Origin of the sequence: Alistipes sp. (assembly GCF_020026455.1) — a bacterium.
In the GTDB taxonomy this organism is placed as follows: Bacteria; Bacteroidota; Bacteroidia; order Bacteroidales; family Rikenellaceae; genus Alistipes.
In genome coordinates this window covers 135,344-150,719 of record NZ_JAHHQJ010000005.1, presented here as the reverse complement: position 1 = coordinate 150,719, position 15,376 = coordinate 135,344, and the positions used below count along the sequence as shown (strand labels likewise).

The 15,376-nt window shown below is 59.8% G+C and carries 15 protein-coding genes; 7 read left to right on the top strand and 8 right to left on the bottom strand.

The window, feature by feature from the left end:
* Positions 1-40: 40 nt before the first annotated feature.
* Together QZ460_RS04550 and QZ460_RS04545 are read left to right on the top strand one after the other, a co-directional pair.
* Positions 41-1,030, top strand: a complete 990-nt coding sequence (locus QZ460_RS04550) for a polyprenyl synthetase family protein (RefSeq protein WP_290540400.1) — start codon at positions 41-43, stop codon at positions 1,028-1,030.
* A 38-nt stretch (positions 1,031-1,068) separates the two neighbouring features.
* Positions 1,069-2,355 (top strand): MFS transporter, encoded by a 1,287-nt coding sequence (locus QZ460_RS04545; RefSeq protein WP_290540399.1) that lies wholly within the window; start codon positions 1,069-1,071, stop codon positions 2,353-2,355.
* A gap of 295 nt (positions 2,356-2,650) precedes the next feature.
* Here QZ460_RS04545 and rplS read toward each other — a convergent pair whose 3' ends face one another.
* Positions 2,651-3,031, bottom strand: a complete 381-nt coding sequence (gene rplS / locus QZ460_RS04540; RefSeq protein ID WP_290540398.1) for a 50S ribosomal protein L19 — start codon at positions 3,029-3,031, stop codon at positions 2,651-2,653.
* 255 nt (positions 3,032-3,286) lie between these two features.
* Between rplS and surE the strand changes: the two genes are divergently transcribed.
* From surE to QZ460_RS04525, 3 genes are read left to right on the top strand one after another with little or no spacing between them, the layout of a single operon-like run.
* On the top strand, positions 3,287-4,057 hold the full coding sequence (gene surE / locus QZ460_RS04535; RefSeq protein ID WP_290540397.1) for a 5'/3'-nucleotidase SurE: 771 nt from the start codon (positions 3,287-3,289) through the stop codon (positions 4,055-4,057).
* 42 nt (positions 4,058-4,099) lie between these two features.
* Positions 4,100-5,077 carry a sensor histidine kinase gene (locus tag QZ460_RS04530; protein ID WP_290540396.1) on the top strand — a complete coding sequence of 326 codons (978 nt, stop codon included), beginning with the start codon at positions 4,100-4,102 and terminating at the stop codon, positions 5,075-5,077.
* Entirely contained in the window at positions 5,077-5,715 is a 639-nt protein-coding gene (locus QZ460_RS04525) for a response regulator transcription factor (protein ID WP_290540395.1), read from the top strand. The genes QZ460_RS04530 and QZ460_RS04525 overlap by 1 nt, the downstream gene beginning before the upstream one ends.
* A 199-nt stretch (positions 5,716-5,914) precedes the next feature.
* Here QZ460_RS04525 and cls read toward each other — a convergent pair whose 3' ends face one another.
* Both cls and QZ460_RS04515 read right to left on the bottom strand, forming a co-directional pair.
* A complete protein-coding gene (gene cls / locus QZ460_RS04520; protein WP_290540394.1) occupies positions 5,915-7,330 on the bottom strand; it encodes a cardiolipin synthase in 1,416 nt (471 codons plus the stop codon).
* Between the two features lie 54 nt (positions 7,331-7,384).
* Positions 7,385-8,389 (bottom strand): DUF4837 family protein, encoded by a 1,005-nt coding sequence (locus QZ460_RS04515; protein ID WP_290540393.1) that lies wholly within the window; start codon positions 8,387-8,389, stop codon positions 7,385-7,387.
* A gap of 119 nt (positions 8,390-8,508) precedes the next feature.
* Between QZ460_RS04515 and QZ460_RS04510 the strand changes: the two genes are divergently transcribed.
* Both QZ460_RS04510 and efp read left to right on the top strand, forming a co-directional pair.
* Positions 8,509-9,081 (top strand): polysaccharide deacetylase family protein, encoded by a 573-nt coding sequence (locus tag QZ460_RS04510; protein WP_290540392.1) that lies wholly within the window; start codon positions 8,509-8,511, stop codon positions 9,079-9,081.
* 109 nt (positions 9,082-9,190) lie between these two features.
* Positions 9,191-9,778: an elongation factor P gene (gene efp, locus QZ460_RS04505; RefSeq protein ID WP_290540391.1), complete on the top strand. Its 588-nt coding sequence runs from the start codon at positions 9,191-9,193 to the stop codon at positions 9,776-9,778.
* Positions 9,779-10,118: 340 nt separating this feature from the next.
* Here efp and QZ460_RS04500 read toward each other — a convergent pair whose 3' ends face one another.
* From QZ460_RS04500 to QZ460_RS04480, 5 genes are all read right to left on the bottom strand, one after another.
* A complete protein-coding gene (locus tag QZ460_RS04500) occupies positions 10,119-10,988 on the bottom strand; it encodes a hypothetical protein (RefSeq protein WP_290540390.1) in 870 nt (289 codons plus the stop codon).
* A gap of 231 nt (positions 10,989-11,219) precedes the next feature.
* On the bottom strand, positions 11,220-12,521 hold the full coding sequence (gene argH, locus QZ460_RS04495; protein WP_290540389.1) for an argininosuccinate lyase: 1,302 nt from the start codon (positions 12,519-12,521) through the stop codon (positions 11,220-11,222).
* Positions 12,508-13,593: a M20 family metallo-hydrolase gene (locus tag QZ460_RS04490; RefSeq protein ID WP_290540388.1), complete on the bottom strand. Its 1,086-nt coding sequence runs from the start codon at positions 13,591-13,593 to the stop codon at positions 12,508-12,510. Before QZ460_RS04490 ends, argH begins: the two co-directional genes overlap by 14 nt.
* Before the next feature lie 7 nt (positions 13,594-13,600).
* Complete coding sequence (argB, locus tag QZ460_RS04485; protein WP_290540387.1) at positions 13,601-14,374, bottom strand: acetylglutamate kinase; 774 nt, start codon at positions 14,372-14,374, stop codon at positions 13,601-13,603.
* Complete coding sequence (locus tag QZ460_RS04480) at positions 14,374-15,330, bottom strand: acetylornithine carbamoyltransferase (RefSeq protein WP_290540386.1); 957 nt, start codon at positions 15,328-15,330, stop codon at positions 14,374-14,376. Before QZ460_RS04480 ends, argB begins: the two co-directional genes overlap by 1 nt.
* Positions 15,331-15,376: the final 46 nt, after the last annotated feature.

Sequence of the window (15,376 nt, the reverse complement as noted above, 5' to 3'; positions counted from 1 at the left end):
GTCCGTGTCTTCATTGCGAAAAATGACTATCTTTGCGGATATGATTACACTCGATGACATCCGCAAACCCGTGACTGCGGAACTGGAGGCCCTTGACGAATTTGTCGACCGTCAGTTCACGGCCGAGGGGGAGCTGCTCTCCGATATGTTGCGTTATGCCCTTTCGGCCCGCGGCAAAGGTATCCGTCCCATGCTTGTCATGCTTTCGGCAGCGATGAACGCTCCGATGAAAGGAGTCGCCGCAGGGCGCCGGTCCTGCCTGGCCGCCATGCTGGTCGAAATGATCCATGTCGCATCGCTGATCCACGACGACGTGATCGACGAGGCGGACATGCGCCGCGGCAAACCCTCGGCCAATGCCCGCTGGCAGTCGCACAAAGCCGTGATTCTGGGCGATTACATCCTCGCCAGGAACATGAGCATCGGCTTGCAGAGCGGGCAGTTCGACCTCGTCACGCACGTCTGCGGGGCGATGGCCGCGCTGTGCGAGGGCGAGGTCCTGCAGGACGAATGTGCCGCCAACAGCACGATGACCCGTCAGGGCTACCTCGACATCATCTATAAGAAGACCGCGAGCCTCCTGGGAGTCAGCGCGTCGGCCGGGGCGCTGGCCGTGGGCGCCACGCACGACCGTGTGGCCACGATGCGCCGCTTCGGCGAAGCCGTGGGCATGGCCTTCCAGATCCAGGACGACATTCTCGACTATACCCCGACGGCCCATACGGGCAAATCCGCCAACAACGACCTGCGCGAAGGGAAAATCACCCTTCCGCTGCTGTTCGTGCTCGACCGTGCTTCGGAGGCGCGCCGCAAGGAGCTGCTCGAGCGGCTCTCCCGCTGCCGCGAGAGCGACGAAGAGGTCGAATACCTGCGTTTCACGGTCGAGAACGAGGGCGGGCTCGCTTCCGCCGCCGAGGTGATGCAGGGCTACATCACGCGTGCCGTGGAGATGCTCGCCGACTATCCCGATTCCGAATACCGCTCGGCGCTGGTCAACCTCTGCGCCTACATCGCCGAACGGGACCGATGACTTACCCCGAACTTTTAACCTAAACAGTGATAAATTTTATGGAACAAAAGAAAAATTACACCTTGCCCATTGTCATGATGTTCTTGCTCTTTGCAATGATCTCCTTCGTGACGGGACTTTCGAATCCGCTGGGCGTCATCGTGAAGAATCAGTTCGCCGTGGCGAACTGGATGTCCCAGCTGGGCAACTTCGCCAATTTCATCGCCTATGCCGTGATGGGTATTCCGGCGGGCATGATGCTCAAGCGCATCGGCTATAAGAAGACGGCGCTTGCCGCCGTTGCCGTGGGTTTCGTCGGCGTGGGCATCCAGTATCTTTCGGGCGTTGCGGGTAGTTTCCCGATCTATCTGGTCGGCGCTTTTGTTTCGGGCTTCTCGATGTGTATGCTGAACACGGTCGTAAACCCGATGCTCAACACGCTGGGCGGCGGCGGCAAGAAGGGCAACCAGCTGATCCAGTTCGGCGGTTCGCTCAACTCGATTTCGGCCACCATCGTTCCGATCCTCGTGGGCTACCTGATGGGTAATGCCGCCAATGCGACGATCAGCGATGCGGCTCCCGCACTGTGGATCGCCATGGGTATCTTCGCCGTGGTCTTCTTTGTGCTTGCGGCGGTCCGCATTCCCGAACCCTTTGCGATCCAAAACGCCAAGAGCGAGAAGCAGGACAAGCACAGCGCCATGTCGTTCCGTCACTTCGTGCTGGGTACGGTGGCCATCTTTATCTATGTAGGTGTCGAGGTGGGCATCCCCAACTTCATGAATCTGTTCCTGACCTCCGCACCCGACGCGTCGACCCCCGGTATCGGCATGGCAGCCGCTGCTGCCGGCTCGCTTGTGGGTACTTACTGGTTCCTGATGATGTGCGGCCGTCTGATCGGCGGTGTTGTCGGCGGCAAGGTCTCGAGCAAGGTGCAGCTGACGACGGTTTCCATCGCGGCATTGGTCTTCGTGCTGCTGGGTATCTTTGCTCCGATCGGCACGATGGGGCGCATGCCGGTGTTCACGGGTACGGGCTTTGCCATGATCGAGGTTCCCATCGGTGTCATGTTCCTCACGCTGTGCGGTCTCTGCACGTCGGTGATGTGGGGCGGCATCTTCAACCTGGCCGTTGAGGGTCTCGGCAAATATACCTCCATGGGTTCGGGTATCTTCATGGTGATGGTTTGCGGCGGCGGTATCCTTCCGCTGATCCAGGGCTATGTGGCCGACGTCTCCAACTACCTGTCGAGCTACTGGGTGATCATCGCCGGTCTGGCTTACATGCTCTTCTATGCGCTGGTAGGCTCGAAGAATGTCAACAAGGATATTCCCGTAGAGGATTAATTTCCGCTTTGGGAGGGTGTTTTTGCCCTTGTCTCGTGCGGCGCGAATGGGACGTACTTCGGTACTTCCCGTCCGCGCCGCACTTGTTCAAATCCCCGCCGGCCTCGTCCTCCAACTTCCCGGTCGGTTCCCAGCCCTGTCCCGACCCGGTGGCCTCGTCCTCCGACGCCCCTGTCGGTTCCCTATGCCGCCCCGACCCGCCGGTGGCATTGCCGACGAGTCGGCCGGCCCCCCCCCGGATACAAAAAAACAGGATGCCTGAAAAGGCATCCTGTTTTTCTTTCCGACCGCGGGATTATTTCTTCTCCGTGCGGGTCATGCGCTTCTCCTTGATGCGGGCCTTCTTGCCGGTCAGGTCGCGCAGGTAGTAGATGCGCGCACGGCGTACGACACCGATCTTGTTGACCTCGATCTTGTCGATGTGAGGCGAGTAGAGGGGGAAGATACGCTCCACGCCCACGCCGTTCGAAATCTTGCGGATCGTGAACATCTTGGTCTTGCCCGAGCCCTTGATCTGGATAACCACACCGCGGAAGCTCTGCACGCGCTCCTTGTTTCCCTCGATGATCTTGTAGGAGACGGTGATCGTGTCACCTGCCTTGAACGACGGCACGTCGACGTCCGTCTTGGGCCACATCTGCTCGTTGACGAGCTTGATGATTGCGTCTTTGTTCATTGTTGCAACAATTTTTGTGTTTCGCATTCGACATTCCCGCTGCGCCGAGGCTACCATACGGGTCCTTTGCCCGTAATCCCGCAGACGAGGTTTCCGTTGCCGTCCGCCGTCCGCATCCGCCGTAGCGCCCAATGAAAGAGGTTGATATACGCCCGAAAGGGACTGCAAAGATAGGAAGAATTTTCCGAACCGTGCAACTATTGCATGAAAAAAGCGCGATATTATTCGTATCTTTGCGGGAAAACGATTTGAACGATGAATGAAAGACTGATACTCGTAACCAACGACGACGGATACGATTCGAAGGGTCTGGAGGCGGCCATAGAGGTCGCGCGGGCCTTCGGGCGGGTGGTTGTTGTGGCCCCCGAGACGACACAGAGCGGCATGAGCCAGGCCATCACGATGTACAACCCGCTTTACTTGCGCCGCATCCGCGAGGAGGAGGACCTTGCGGTTTACGCTTTCTCGGGAACTCCGGTCGACTGCGTCAAAATGGCCTTCGACTACCTGTTGCGCGACGAGCGTGTGGATCTGGTGATCTCGGGCGTGAACCACGGCTCCAACTCGGCCGTCAACATCCTCTATTCCGGGACAATGGGCGCCGCCATCGAGGGCAGTTTCTACGGCTGCCCGGCCGTCGGGCTGTCGCTCGACGACCACGACGCCGACGCCGACTTCTCGGCCGCAGTGGCCTATGGCCGGCGGATCGTCGGCGACCTCCTTGCCGCGCCGGTCGAACTGCCGCTGTGCCTGAACGTGAACATTCCGGTCGGCAGCGTCGGGGAGCTCAAGGGGATCAAACTCTGCCGTCAGAACCGCGGCTTCTGGCGCGAGGAGTTCTTCCGCCACGAGGATCCCCGGGGCCGGGAGTATTTCTGGCTCACGGGCGCCTTCGTCAACAGCGAGCCCGACGCCGTCGACACCGACGAATGGGCCCTGGCCAACAAGTACGTGGCGGTGGTCCCCGTGCAGGTCGATCTGACGGATTACGGCCAGTTGAAAAAGCTTGGCAAAGTGCTGAAATAATCGTATCTTTGTAATAGATAACCTCCGCAAATCCCGGCGCCTATGCTGATCAAGAGTCTGTTAGTCATTGCCATCGTCATCCAGTGCGTTGCCACGGGCTATGCCCTCCGGCTGGTGCGCACCACCAAGTACAATTCGGTGTGGATTCTTTTCATCGTGGGTTTTTCGCTGCTGTCGGTCGAGCGTCTGATCCAGCTGCTTGTCGTCTCGGGCTTCGAGATCATTCCCCGCTGGTGGTTCGGCTATCTGGGGATCGTGATTTCGGTCTGCCTGTCGATCGGCGTGATGTACGCCCACAAGCTGTTCAAATACATCAACCGCCTGAACCGCCAGCGGTCGCTGCTCAACAAACGCATCCTTACGGCCGTGCTCCGTACCGAGGAGAAGGCCCGGTCTCGTTTCTCGAAGGAACTGCACGACGGTCTCGGGCCGTTGCTCTCTTCGGCCAAAATGTCGCTCACGGCCCTTGCGCGTGAGGAGCGCGATGCCGAGCAGCGCGAGATCATCGACAATACGACCTATGTGATCGACGAGGCGATCCGCTCGCTGCGCGAGATTTCGAATAACCTTTCGCCCCACGTGCTCAACGACTTCGGACTGGCGCGGGGTGTCCAGAACTTCATCGACAAGAGCGCTGCGATGCACGACGTGAAGATCCGCTTCACGACAAACCTCCGTTCGGAGCGTTACGACACCGACATCGAGGTGATTCTCTACCGTGTGATCTGCGAGCTGATCAATAACTCGCTCAAGCATGCCGCCTGTTCCGAGATCAACCTTTCGCTGTCGCAGAACGGCTCGGAACTGACGCTCGACTACACCGACAACGGCCGCGGGTTCAATCCGCATGCGATGATGGACTGCGGCATGGGGCTTTCGAACATCGCGTCGCGCATCAACTCGCTGGGTGGCACGTTCGACATCGCCTCGGCCAAGGGCAAGGGCATGCGCGCCGCCATCCGCGTCAATACCCAGGAGGCGCCTGCTCCGTTGAACCGTAACAGCAAACGCCGCCGATGATGGAACCGCACAAGATTGTTCTGGTCGACGACCATTCGCTCTTCCGCGACGGTCTGCGGGGATTGCTCGAACGTTGCGCCGCATGCCGCGTGGTCGGCGAGGCCGCCAGCGGCGAGGAGTTTCTGGCGATGCTCGGCGGCCTCGATGCTGATATCGTGTTCATGGATTTCGCCATGCCGGGGCTGGACGGAGCGCACACTACCGAGCGGGCACTGGCCCAGCGTCCCGATCTCAAAATCATCACGCTCTCGATGTTCGGCGAGGAGAGTTACTATTCGCGCATGGTCGAGGCCGGTGCGCGGGGTTTCCTGCTGAAGGATTCCGACATCGGGGATGTGATCGAGGCTGTCGAGACGGTGACGGCGGGCGGCAGTTATTTTTCGCCGCAGCTGCTTTCGTCGCTCACGGGACGCATGCGTACACGGGAAGATGCCGCGGACGAACAACTCTCGTCGCGCGAACGTGAAATCCTGGTTGCCGTCTGCCGGGGGCTGTCGAATCAGGAGATCGCCGACGAACTTTTCATTTCGAAGCGCACGGTCGACAAGCACCGGGCCAACATTCTCGAAAAAACCGGCTGCAAGAACACCGCCTCGCTGGTGGTCTATGCCATCCGCAACGGCATCGTCGACATTTAGACCCTGCTTTTCCCGGTCGTTCCCCCGAATGACCCCTTATTGCTCCGGCCCCGGAACAATCCGCTCCGGCCTGTGTCCCTCCCTCCGATCCGTTCCGTGAGGGCCGAACCCTGTTTTGCGCAATCCGCCCGCCCCGATCCGTTCTGCGAGGGCCGCATCCTGTTTCGCACAATCCGCCCGCCCTGCCTTTCGGTCGGGATTACAGCAGCGGCGAGAATACCCGCATCAGCGACTCCGCCCAGCGGCGCGGCCGCGGCCGGTTGAACCACTCTCCGGGTGTCAGGCTGTGGCAGCGCGAGGCGTCGTCCTCGAATACTCCGCTCATGCGGGCCGTGAGTTCTCGGTCGTAAACAAAGGCGTTGATCTCGAAATTGTGTTCGAAACTGCGGAAATCCATGTTCGCCGATCCGATGACGGTCAGTGCGTCGTCGATGATCAGCAGTTTGGAGTGGAGGAAGCCGGGTTTGTAGAATAGAATCTTCGCCCCGGCCTTCATCATGTCGTCGAGATAGGAGTGCGAGGCCAGGTCCACGACCTTCGAGTCGGAGCGCGCCGGGAGCATCAGCCTTACGTCGATGCCGGCCAGCGCCGCCACTTGCAGGGCCGAGTTCAGCACGTCGGACGGGAGGTAGTAGGGGGTCTGTATCCAGATCCGCTTCCGGGCGTTCGAGACGGCGTAGCTGTCGGCCTGCAGCAGGGTTCTCCACTTGCCGAAGGGACCGCTTGGCACGATCTGCAGCATGCCCTCCGTGTGGCGCTCCGCCGCGGGGTAGTACTCCGAGCCCGCGATGTGGCGCTTGGTGGTTGCCGACCAGTCGCTCAGGAACGAGGCCTGCAACCCGGCGGCTCCGCTGCCTTCGATCCGGAAGTGGGTGTCGCGCCACGACCCCCACTGTGTGCCGCAGACGTAGCGGTCGGCGATGTTCATGCCGCCGATGAAGCCGATGGAGCCGTCGATGACGGCTATTTTGCGGTGGTTTCGGTAGTTGACCTTGCTGGTGAAGAGCGGGAACTTGACGTGCAGGAATGCGAAGACCTCGATTCCCTCGCGGCGCATCCCCTCGAAAAAGGCCTTTTTCACGCGGCTGCACCCCACATCGTCGTAGAGGATGCGCACCTCGACCCCTTCCCGGGCCTTTGCGACCAGCGCGTCGCGCAGGCGGCAGCCCGTCTCATCGTCGCTGAAGATGTAATACTGGATGTGTATGTGGTGCTTCGCCCGGGCTATTTCGGCCAGCAGGGCCTCCATCTTCGACTTTCCGTCGGTGTAGGGTGTGATGCGGCTTCCGTAGAGCGGCACGGAGTGTATTGTCGTGGCGAGCAGCCGGGCCAGCGGGAGGTGCTCGTCGGGAATGCCGGGACCTTCGTCGTCGTGAACCTCTTCGAGCTGCATGGTGATGCGTTTGCGCGTGCGTCGCGAGATGATGCGCCGCTTGGAGAGGTTCTGGCCGAAGAAAAAGTAGAAGACCAGCCCCACGACCGGAGCGAATACCAGCACAATGATCCAAGGCAGGGTTTTCAGCGGGTTCCGGTTGTCGGTGATGACGACCAGAACGATGCCGAGGACCGTGACCGTGTAGATTACAAGAAAGGCATATGTCAGTATCTGCTGCATGTCGGTCGGTTTCTACTCATCGCGCGGGCGGGAGTTCCGCGGCGGCACCGGGGGCTACTGCCCGGGGAAACGCACCGAGTAGAGCAGGTGTTCGAGGCCCCGCATGTAGTTGCGCTTGTGGGGTTTGTTCAGATCGGGGGCGTAGACGTAGCAGTCGAGCGTGAGGACGCGGTTGGTGGCCGTGTCCACGGTCGTATAGCTGACGAACGGGCCGCCCATGAAGTCGCCCTTCACGTCCCAGAATCCGCGGAGTTCGCACCACAGACGTCCCTCCATGCGGAACATGCGGTAGTGCGGGTCGAATGCGTCCGCAGTGGTCATGTACGAATCCTCCGACGGGCCGGGAATCATCGCTGCGAACTTGTTGCGGGCTGCTGTCAGCGCCTCTTCCGAGAGCGACTGCTTGCCTTCGTAGGGGTAGGAGTAGAGGAAGAATCCCTGGCTGGCGGTCGGATACTCGTTGCGGGCCCAGATGAAGTCGGGCTTCTCTGCGGCCAGCGTGTAGCCCTTCGGCACCTTCATCTCCACGCCGAAGGTTTTGCGGATGGCCGCCTCGATGCCGGGATTGCCAAATTTTTCGTTGGCCTTCACGGTGCGGTCGCGCTCGGCCTTTTCGAGAGCCTGAACGAGGTTCTCGCGGTTCTCCGAGAGGTATTTTAGCAGTGCTTCGTCGCTGGGTCCCTGCAGCGTCATCACGATTTGCGGATCGGACGTCACGTCATACTGCACGGCGGTCGAAGTCTCCTTCAGTTCCGGATCGACCAGTACCTTGAGGATATTGCGGTGGTCGGCGACCATGCCCGTGAATCCGCGTTCGGTGACGCGCAACACGTCGAAGATCGGCTCTGTCTGATTCAGATAGGGTACCGGGGCTGTGAAGATCGCGCGCAGCGAATCTCCGACTTCGCCCGTCCATTCCGCCTGGGGACATACCACGATCAGCTCGTAGGGTTTTCCCTGAGCGCTTTTTTTGGGATTGTTCAGGGTCCTGAAGGCGTCGCAACCTGCTGCCGTAGCGACAATCAGCATTGCAATTGCTGTCCGGTAAAATGTTTTCATAGTCGTCAGGTTTGGATTGTCTTTCTCACAAATATACGTATATTTTTCCAAATGGCGCGGAATTTCACTATTTTTGTCCCATTATGCGTTTGAAACCGCCAAAAATAATCCGGCGCCTGATGCCGGACCTGATCTGGGAGATCGACGATGCGGACGGCGTGTTCCTGACCTTCGACGACGGTCCCACGCCGGGCGTCACGGAGTGGATCCTTTCGACGCTGGACAAGTACGATGCCAAGGCGACGTTCTTCGTGCTGGGTAAAAACGTCGAGATGTACCCCGACCTCTACCGGCGCATTCTCGACGCCGGGCACAAGGTGGGCAACCACACCTATTCGCACCAGAAGGGGTGGTGCATGAGCCTTGAACGCTATACGGAGGACGTCGATTTTGCCAACGATCTGATCCATAGCGAGCTGTTCCGTCCTCCCTATGCGCGCATCACTCCGGCCCAGGCGCGTTTTCTGGGCCAGCGCTACAAACTGGTGATGTGGGACATCATCTCGCGCGACTACAACCGCCGCCTGTCGCCCCGCACCTGTCTGAAGAACGTCACGAAATACCTCGCTCCGGGAGCCATCGTGGTGTTCCACGACAGCGAAAAAGCCTTCCGCAACATGCGTTACGCGCTTCCCCGGACCCTGGAGAAGATCCGTCAGATGGGCCTCAAATGCAAGTCGATAGAGCTTTGAGAACCAACTGCGTGCGTTTGCCTGGGGGCGAGTCTCCGGGAATAGGAAGTTCCGGATTTTTTTCGTAACTTCGCGCCGCTGAAAAACAACAATTATAAACCATATTCCTATGACAATTACAGCAGCTGACATCAAGATCGGCATGTGTATCGAAATGGACGGCAAGACGTTCCTTGTGGTCGATTTCCAGCACTGCAAACCGGGCAAGGGCCCTGCCTTCGTCCGTTCGAAACTCAAGAATCTGGAAAACGGGCGTGTGCTTGAAAACACCTTCTCGTCGGTAAGCCAGAAGATCGAGCAGGTGCGCGTTGAGCGCCGTCCCTACCAGTTCACCTATGAGGATGACCTGGGAGCCCACTTCATGCACACCGAGACTTTCGAGGAGATCAACATCGACCGGAACCTGATCAGCAACTACGACCTGATCACCGACGGTCAGATCGTCGAGGTGATGTTCCACACCGAGAAGGAGGCCGTTCTTTCGGCCGAGCTTCCTCCGATCGTCGATATGGAGGTGATCTACACCGAGCCGGGTATCAAGGGCGACACGGCGTCGACCAACTCGCTGAAACCCGCGACGGTGAACTCCGCAACGGCGAAGGACGGCGCCACGATCCGTGTGCCGCTGTTCATCAATACGGGCGACCGGATCCGTGTCGACACCCGTACCCGTGAGTACTACGAGCGCATCAAATAATCGGGAATCCGCAGCTTCGGGCAGACGCCGCACGCAAGCGCGGCGTTGCTCCGGCCCTTTCCAAAGGGCCGACTTCGGGTCGAGGATCTTCCCGGCGGTGGAAGTCGCTCCATCCGGAGGGTGCACCGGCAAGACAACATGCAGCATCCGGACTGCTGCCGGTAATATCCCGGATCGGCAAAAGAATAGCGGCTGTAACTACGAATCGAATAGTTGCAGCCGCTATTTTTGTGTCCGAAGGACTGGCCCCTGATGTGTTTGCCGAAATACCTCCCAAAAACGAAGCCATGCGGAATCTCCGCATGGCTTCGTTTCTTCGGTTTGTGAATCGTCTCGATCCCTATTTCTTCTGCAGGAGGAGCTTCATTTTCAACTCGCTCACATTGTTGAAGATGAGATCTATCGTGTCCTTCAGATTGATCATATTCATTATCGGGGGAACGTTGGCAACAGCAGCCTTGATCAGCGGCAGGTAGGGCTTGATCATCCCGAGATCGATGTAGAGGGTTAGCGCACCTTTGCTCTCGACCGTGTATTTCAAGGGGATGGCGAAGTACTTTTCGGTCGACTGAATATCCAGCGAGGACGATGCAATGACGCCCTCGATCAGCTCTACCAGGTTGGTCGGCTGCTCCATCTTCTCTCCGACCATCTTCAGGAAATCCTTGCTGATGGTGAAGTAGAACTTGTCGGCGTTATCATCGGTGTAGTAGCCCAAAGCGGCTGCAGGGATAACGGCCTCGGTTTCTAACGAGGGGAACACTTTCACGGTTTCTTCGAACTTGGGCTCCAGAAGAGCACCCATGATCGCCGACATATCCGCATTTTCGGGCAGGATCAGACTCTTGTATTTGGCCGAGAACGAACCGTTGTTCTTCAGGTCGAGTTCTACGAAACCACCCATAATGATGTTCGATACCAGACCCTGCATGATACCTAAAACCTGGGGCATGGGCAGGAATCCACCGACCATCAGCGTTTCGGGTTTAACACCCTCCTTCCAGGTGGGCTCTATGATAAAGTAGTAGTCCTGGGCAGACTCAGCCATCGGAAGCTGGTAGTTGATGAAGGTGGGGGTGTAGGTACCGATGAGCTCCGACTTGAACTGGGGGGCGGGAGGAGGGGTATCGTCATCGTCACACGAAACAAACGATGCAGCCATCAGCGGCATCGTCAGGAAGAGGGCTGCTTTAAAGAAAAAGTTTTTCATACGAAGTTATAATTAATTGTTTCCTTTTTTCGGCGACAAATTTAGGGCTTGACGACACAAGACCCAAATAAATTCATTCGAGCGGGGGGTATTAATCACGAACACCCGCTTTTTCATTACGAACGCTTTTTGAAAAGCCGGGAAATCCCACGAATTACCTGCAAAAATAGCGCCTGCAACCATCCGATTTCTGGTTGCAGACGCTGTTCTTTCTCCCTGAGGGCTCCCCGCCTATTCGAATTCCTGCATCACCTGCTCCATCTTGCGGCGGATTTCCTCCGTGCAGAGGTTGCCGATGCTGCCTTCGTGCGTGTGGTTCACCTCGCGGGTGGGGGTGTATTGGCCCTTCTGGACGGCGATCCCCACCTGTTTGTAGGCCTCGCGGAAGGGCGTACCCGCCAGCACCATCCGGTTGACGTCCTCCACCGTGAACAGATAGTCGTATTTTTTGTCGTCGAGGATGTGCTCGTTGACGCGGATGTGCGCCAGCATGAAGTCGCACATCGCGAGCGAGCGTTTGATCTCCGTCGTCGCCGGGAAGAGGATGTCCTTCAGCAGCTGCAGGTCGCGGTGATAGCCCACCGGCAGGTTCGTCGTCAGCAGGGCGATCTCGTTGGGTACCGCCTGCAGCCGGTTGCAGCGCCCGCGCATGATTTCGAAGACGTCGGGATTCTTCTTGTGGGGCATGATGCTCGATCCGGTTGTCAGCTCGTCGGGCAGCGAGACGAATCCGAAGTTCTGGCTCATGAACAGACATACGTCCATCGCCAGCCGGCCGATCGTTGCGGCCACGGCGGCGATGGCGGCCGCTGCGGCGCGTTCACTCTTGCCGCGGCTCATCTGTGCCGCCACGACGTTATAGTGCAGCGTCTCGAATCCCATGAGTCGGGTGGTCATCGTGCGGTCGAGCGGGAACGACGAGCCGTATCCGGCGGCCGATCCCAGCGGGTTCTGGTTGGCTATGTGCCATGCGGCGGCCACCAGACGCATGTCGTCCACGAGTGTCTCGGCATAAGCCCCGAACCACAGCCCGAACGACGACGGCATGGCGATCTGGAGGTGGGTGTATCCCGGCATCAGCACCTCCCTGTATTGCTCGCTCAGCTTCTGCAGCCGGTCGAAGAGGGTTTTCACGGCGTCGGCCACCTGCTTCAGTTCGTCGCGCAGGAACAGTTTGAGGTCCACGAGCACCTGATCGTTGCGCGATCGTCCCGAGTGTATCTTCTTGCCGGCGTCGCCCAGCCGGCGGGTGAGCATCAGCTCGACCTGCGAATGAACGTCCTCCGTGCCGGGTTCGATTGCGAAGCGTCCGGCTTCGATCTCCGCGGCGATTTCGCGGAGTCCCGCGGTGAGTTTTTCGAGCTCTTCGGCCGTCAGTAGCCCGATTGTTTCGAGCATGGCGATATGCGCCAGCGACCCTTCGACATCGTAGCGCGCCAGGCGCATGTCCAGTTCGCGGTCGTCGCCCACGGTGTATTCCTCGATCATTTTGTCCGGCTCGTAGCCTTTGTCCCAAAGTTTAGTGCTGCTCATATTCCTGTGCCAGTTTTTCGATGTAGGTTTCATAGATGGCTATTCCCTCGGCAATCTCCCCGAGGAGGACGAATTCGTCGGCCGTGTGCGACCGCGACGACTCCCCGGGGCCCATCTTGAGCGCCGGGAACGGCATCAGCGTGCGGTCCGAGGTGGTCGGCGAGACATAGGTTCTGCGCCCTGCGGCGATGGCCGCCCTCACCAGCGGATGTTCTTCGCCGACCGCTGCGGCGCGGATGTGCGTTGACCGGGGCACGACGTCTGAGCGGAGGGCCGCCCGCAGGATTTCGACCGTCTCCTCGTTCGAGTAGGCGTCCGTCGTGCGGACGTCCACGACGAAACGGCACGTGTCGGGCACGACGTTGTGCTGCGTGCCCGCTTCGATCTGCGTCACCGCAATTCCGATCGGGCCGAGCAGTTCCGATTCCCTCCCGAAGCGCAGGGAGCGCAGCCGCGCGATGTCGTCCAGCGCGATGTAGAGGGCGTTTTCCCCCTCGCTGCGTGCCGCATGCCCGCTTTTTCCGTGCGCCGTGCAGTCCACCACGACCAGCCCCCGTTCGCCCAGCGCGGCCTGCATGCCTGTCGGTTCGCCCACGAGGGCCATGTCCACACGCCCCAGAGCGGGCAGCAGGGCGCGGATGCCGTTGGGCCCCATGCACTCCTCCTCGGCCGAGATCCCCAGCACGAGGTTGAAGGGCAGCGGCCGAGTGCGGAACCTTAGGAAGGTCTCGACGAGACTCACGACCGAAGCCCCCGCGTCGTTGCTCCCCAGGCCGTAGAGCCTTCCGTCCTCGATTGCAGGCGTGTAGGGATCCCGCGTGTACGATGCTGCCGGGCGCACCGTGTCGTGGTGCGAGTTCAGCAGCAGTGTCGGACGTGCGGGGGCGAAGTGCTCTGCCCGGGCCCAGACGTTGTTCGCAAGGCGTTCGGGAGCCGCTCCGCGTTGTGCGAGAAATGCGTGGAGCAGGTCTGCCGTGCGCGCCTCGTCGCGCGATCGGGAGGGTGTCGCGATCAGCGCTTTCAAGAGCTCGACGGCCTCTGTAACCGATTTGTCCAATTCCGAATGGTTCATTTTCGAATCATGAATTCCGGATCAGTGTTCCTGTGTCGTTCCGTAAATTGTCCGAATGTTTGATGGTAACGCTCCGCACCCCTTTCGCGACGGCTTTCAGGGCGTTTTCGATCTTGGGGATCATCCCTTTGCTCACCACACCGTCGGCCTTGAGCTGCGGATAGGTTGCGTCCGTGATCTGGCGGATCAGCGACGTCTCGTCGTCCGGGTCGCGCAGAACCCCGGTCTTCTCGAAGCAGAAAACCAGATCCGTCGGGGCTATTTCCGCCGCGCCCAGCGCTACGGCCGAAGCCACGCTGTCGGCATTGCAGTTCAGCAGGGTCCCTTTTCCGTCGTGCATGATGGCCGAGAATACGGGCACCATGCCGCCTTCGAGCAGCCGGCGCAGCAACGCGGCGTCCACCCGCTCGATGTCGCCCACAAATCCGTAGTCAATCGGCTGGGGGGCGCGACGCCGGGCCGTGACGGCGTTTCCGTCGGCTCCCGAGAGCCCGATGGCATTGCAGCCTTCGGCCTGGAGCCCGGCCACTACCTGCTTGTTGATCAGCCCGGCATAAACCATCGTCACCACGTCGAGCGTTCCCTTGTCGGTGATGCGGCGTCCGTCGATCATCTGCACCTTCAGCTCCAGCCGCTCGGCCAGACGTGTGGCGAGTTTTCCTCCTCCGTGCACGAGGATCCTGGGCCCTTCCAGCGCGGCAAACTCCTTCAGGAAGCGCTTCAGCGCCGCGGGGTTGTCGATGACGTTGCCGCCGATTTTTACGACTGTGATCCGTTCCATCAGTTCAGCCCCTCCAGCAGTCGTTTGAGCACCACCTGTGCCGCGATTTCGCGGTTTGCGGCCTCGGGGATCACCAGCGAGCGGGGCGACTCGATCACTTCGTCCGAGACGATCATGTTGCGCCTCACGGGCAGACAGTGCATGAAACGGGCGTTGTTCGTGAGCGACATCTTCTCCGCATCGACCGTCCACGCGCGGTCGCGTGAGAGCACCTTGCCGTAATTGGGGTCCGCATAGGCGGCCCAGTTCTTGGCGTAGACGAAGTCGGCGCCTTCGAGGGCCTTGTGCTGGTCGTATTCGACGCGCGCCGAGCCCACGAACTTCGGGTCGAGCTCGTAACCTTCGGGATGGGTGATCACGAAATCGTAGTCCGCGGCGTTCATCCACTCGGCAAACGAGTTGGGCACGGCCTGCGGCAGGGCGTTGGGATGCGGTGCCCAGGTCATCACGACCTTCGGACGCTCCACGGTCTTGTGCTCTTCGATGGTGATCAGATCGGCGAAGCTCTGCAGCGGATGGCGCGTCGCGGCCTCCATCGAGAATACCGGGCGGCCCGAGTAGCGGATGAACTGCTCCAGCACGCGCTCCTCGTAATCTTCGGCCTTGTCCTGAAAGCGTGCGAACGAGCGCACGCCGATCACGTCGCAGTAGGATCCCATGACCGGGATGGCCTCCAGCAGGTGCTCGGCCTTGTCGCCGTCCATCACCACACCCCGCTGGGTTTCGAGTTTCCATGCCCCCTGGTTGACGTCGAGGACCATGACGTTCATTCCGAGGTTCATGGCGGCCTTCTGGGTCGAAAGCCGCGTGCGGAGGCTTGAGTTGAAGAAGAGCATCAGCAGCGTCCGGTTGCGTCCCAGCCCCGTGAACTGGAAGCGGTCGCGCTTGATCTCCAATGCTTCGGCGACAGCCTGACGAAGGTCGCCGATGTCTTGTACGCAGGTGAATTTATCCATGAATTTGTTGCTTTTTCGTTTCTTGTTGCTTGATCCGGAACCCGCT

Excerpts from the sequence above, each read along its gene's own strand:
- argB (WP_290540387.1), bottom strand. The coding sequence starts at position 14,374 with ATGGAACGGATCACAGTCGTAAAAATCGGCGGCAACGTCATCGACAAC.
- cls (WP_290540394.1), bottom strand. The coding sequence starts at position 7,330 with ATGCAGCAGATACTGACATATGCCTTTCTTGTAATCTACACGGTCACG.
- QZ460_RS04530 (WP_290540396.1), top strand. The coding sequence starts at position 4,100 with ATGCTGATCAAGAGTCTGTTAGTCATTGCCATCGTCATCCAGTGCGTT.
- surE (WP_290540397.1), top strand. The coding sequence starts at position 3,287 with ATGAATGAAAGACTGATACTCGTAACCAACGACGACGGATACGATTCG.
- argH (WP_290540389.1), bottom strand. The coding sequence starts at position 12,521 with ATGAGCAGCACTAAACTTTGGGACAAAGGCTACGAGCCGGACAAAATG.
- QZ460_RS04545 (WP_290540399.1), top strand. The coding sequence starts at position 1,069 with ATGGAACAAAAGAAAAATTACACCTTGCCCATTGTCATGATGTTCTTG.
- QZ460_RS04480 (WP_290540386.1), bottom strand. The coding sequence starts at position 15,330 with ATGGATAAATTCACCTGCGTACAAGACATCGGCGACCTTCGTCAGGCT.
- QZ460_RS04550 (WP_290540400.1), top strand. The coding sequence starts at position 41 with ATGATTACACTCGATGACATCCGCAAACCCGTGACTGCGGAACTGGAG.
- QZ460_RS04515 (WP_290540393.1), bottom strand. The coding sequence starts at position 8,389 with ATGAAAACATTTTACCGGACAGCAATTGCAATGCTGATTGTCGCTACG.
- QZ460_RS04490 (WP_290540388.1), bottom strand. The coding sequence starts at position 13,593 with ATGAACCATTCGGAATTGGACAAATCGGTTACAGAGGCCGTCGAGCTC.
- rplS (WP_290540398.1), bottom strand. The coding sequence starts at position 3,031 with ATGAACAAAGACGCAATCATCAAGCTCGTCAACGAGCAGATGTGGCCC.
- QZ460_RS04510 (WP_290540392.1), top strand. The coding sequence starts at position 8,509 with ATGCCGGACCTGATCTGGGAGATCGACGATGCGGACGGCGTGTTCCTG.
- QZ460_RS04525 (WP_290540395.1), top strand. The coding sequence starts at position 5,077 with ATGGAACCGCACAAGATTGTTCTGGTCGACGACCATTCGCTCTTCCGC.
- efp (WP_290540391.1), top strand. The coding sequence starts at position 9,191 with ATGACAATTACAGCAGCTGACATCAAGATCGGCATGTGTATCGAAATG.
- QZ460_RS04500 (WP_290540390.1), bottom strand. The coding sequence starts at position 10,988 with ATGAAAAACTTTTTCTTTAAAGCAGCCCTCTTCCTGACGATGCCGCTG.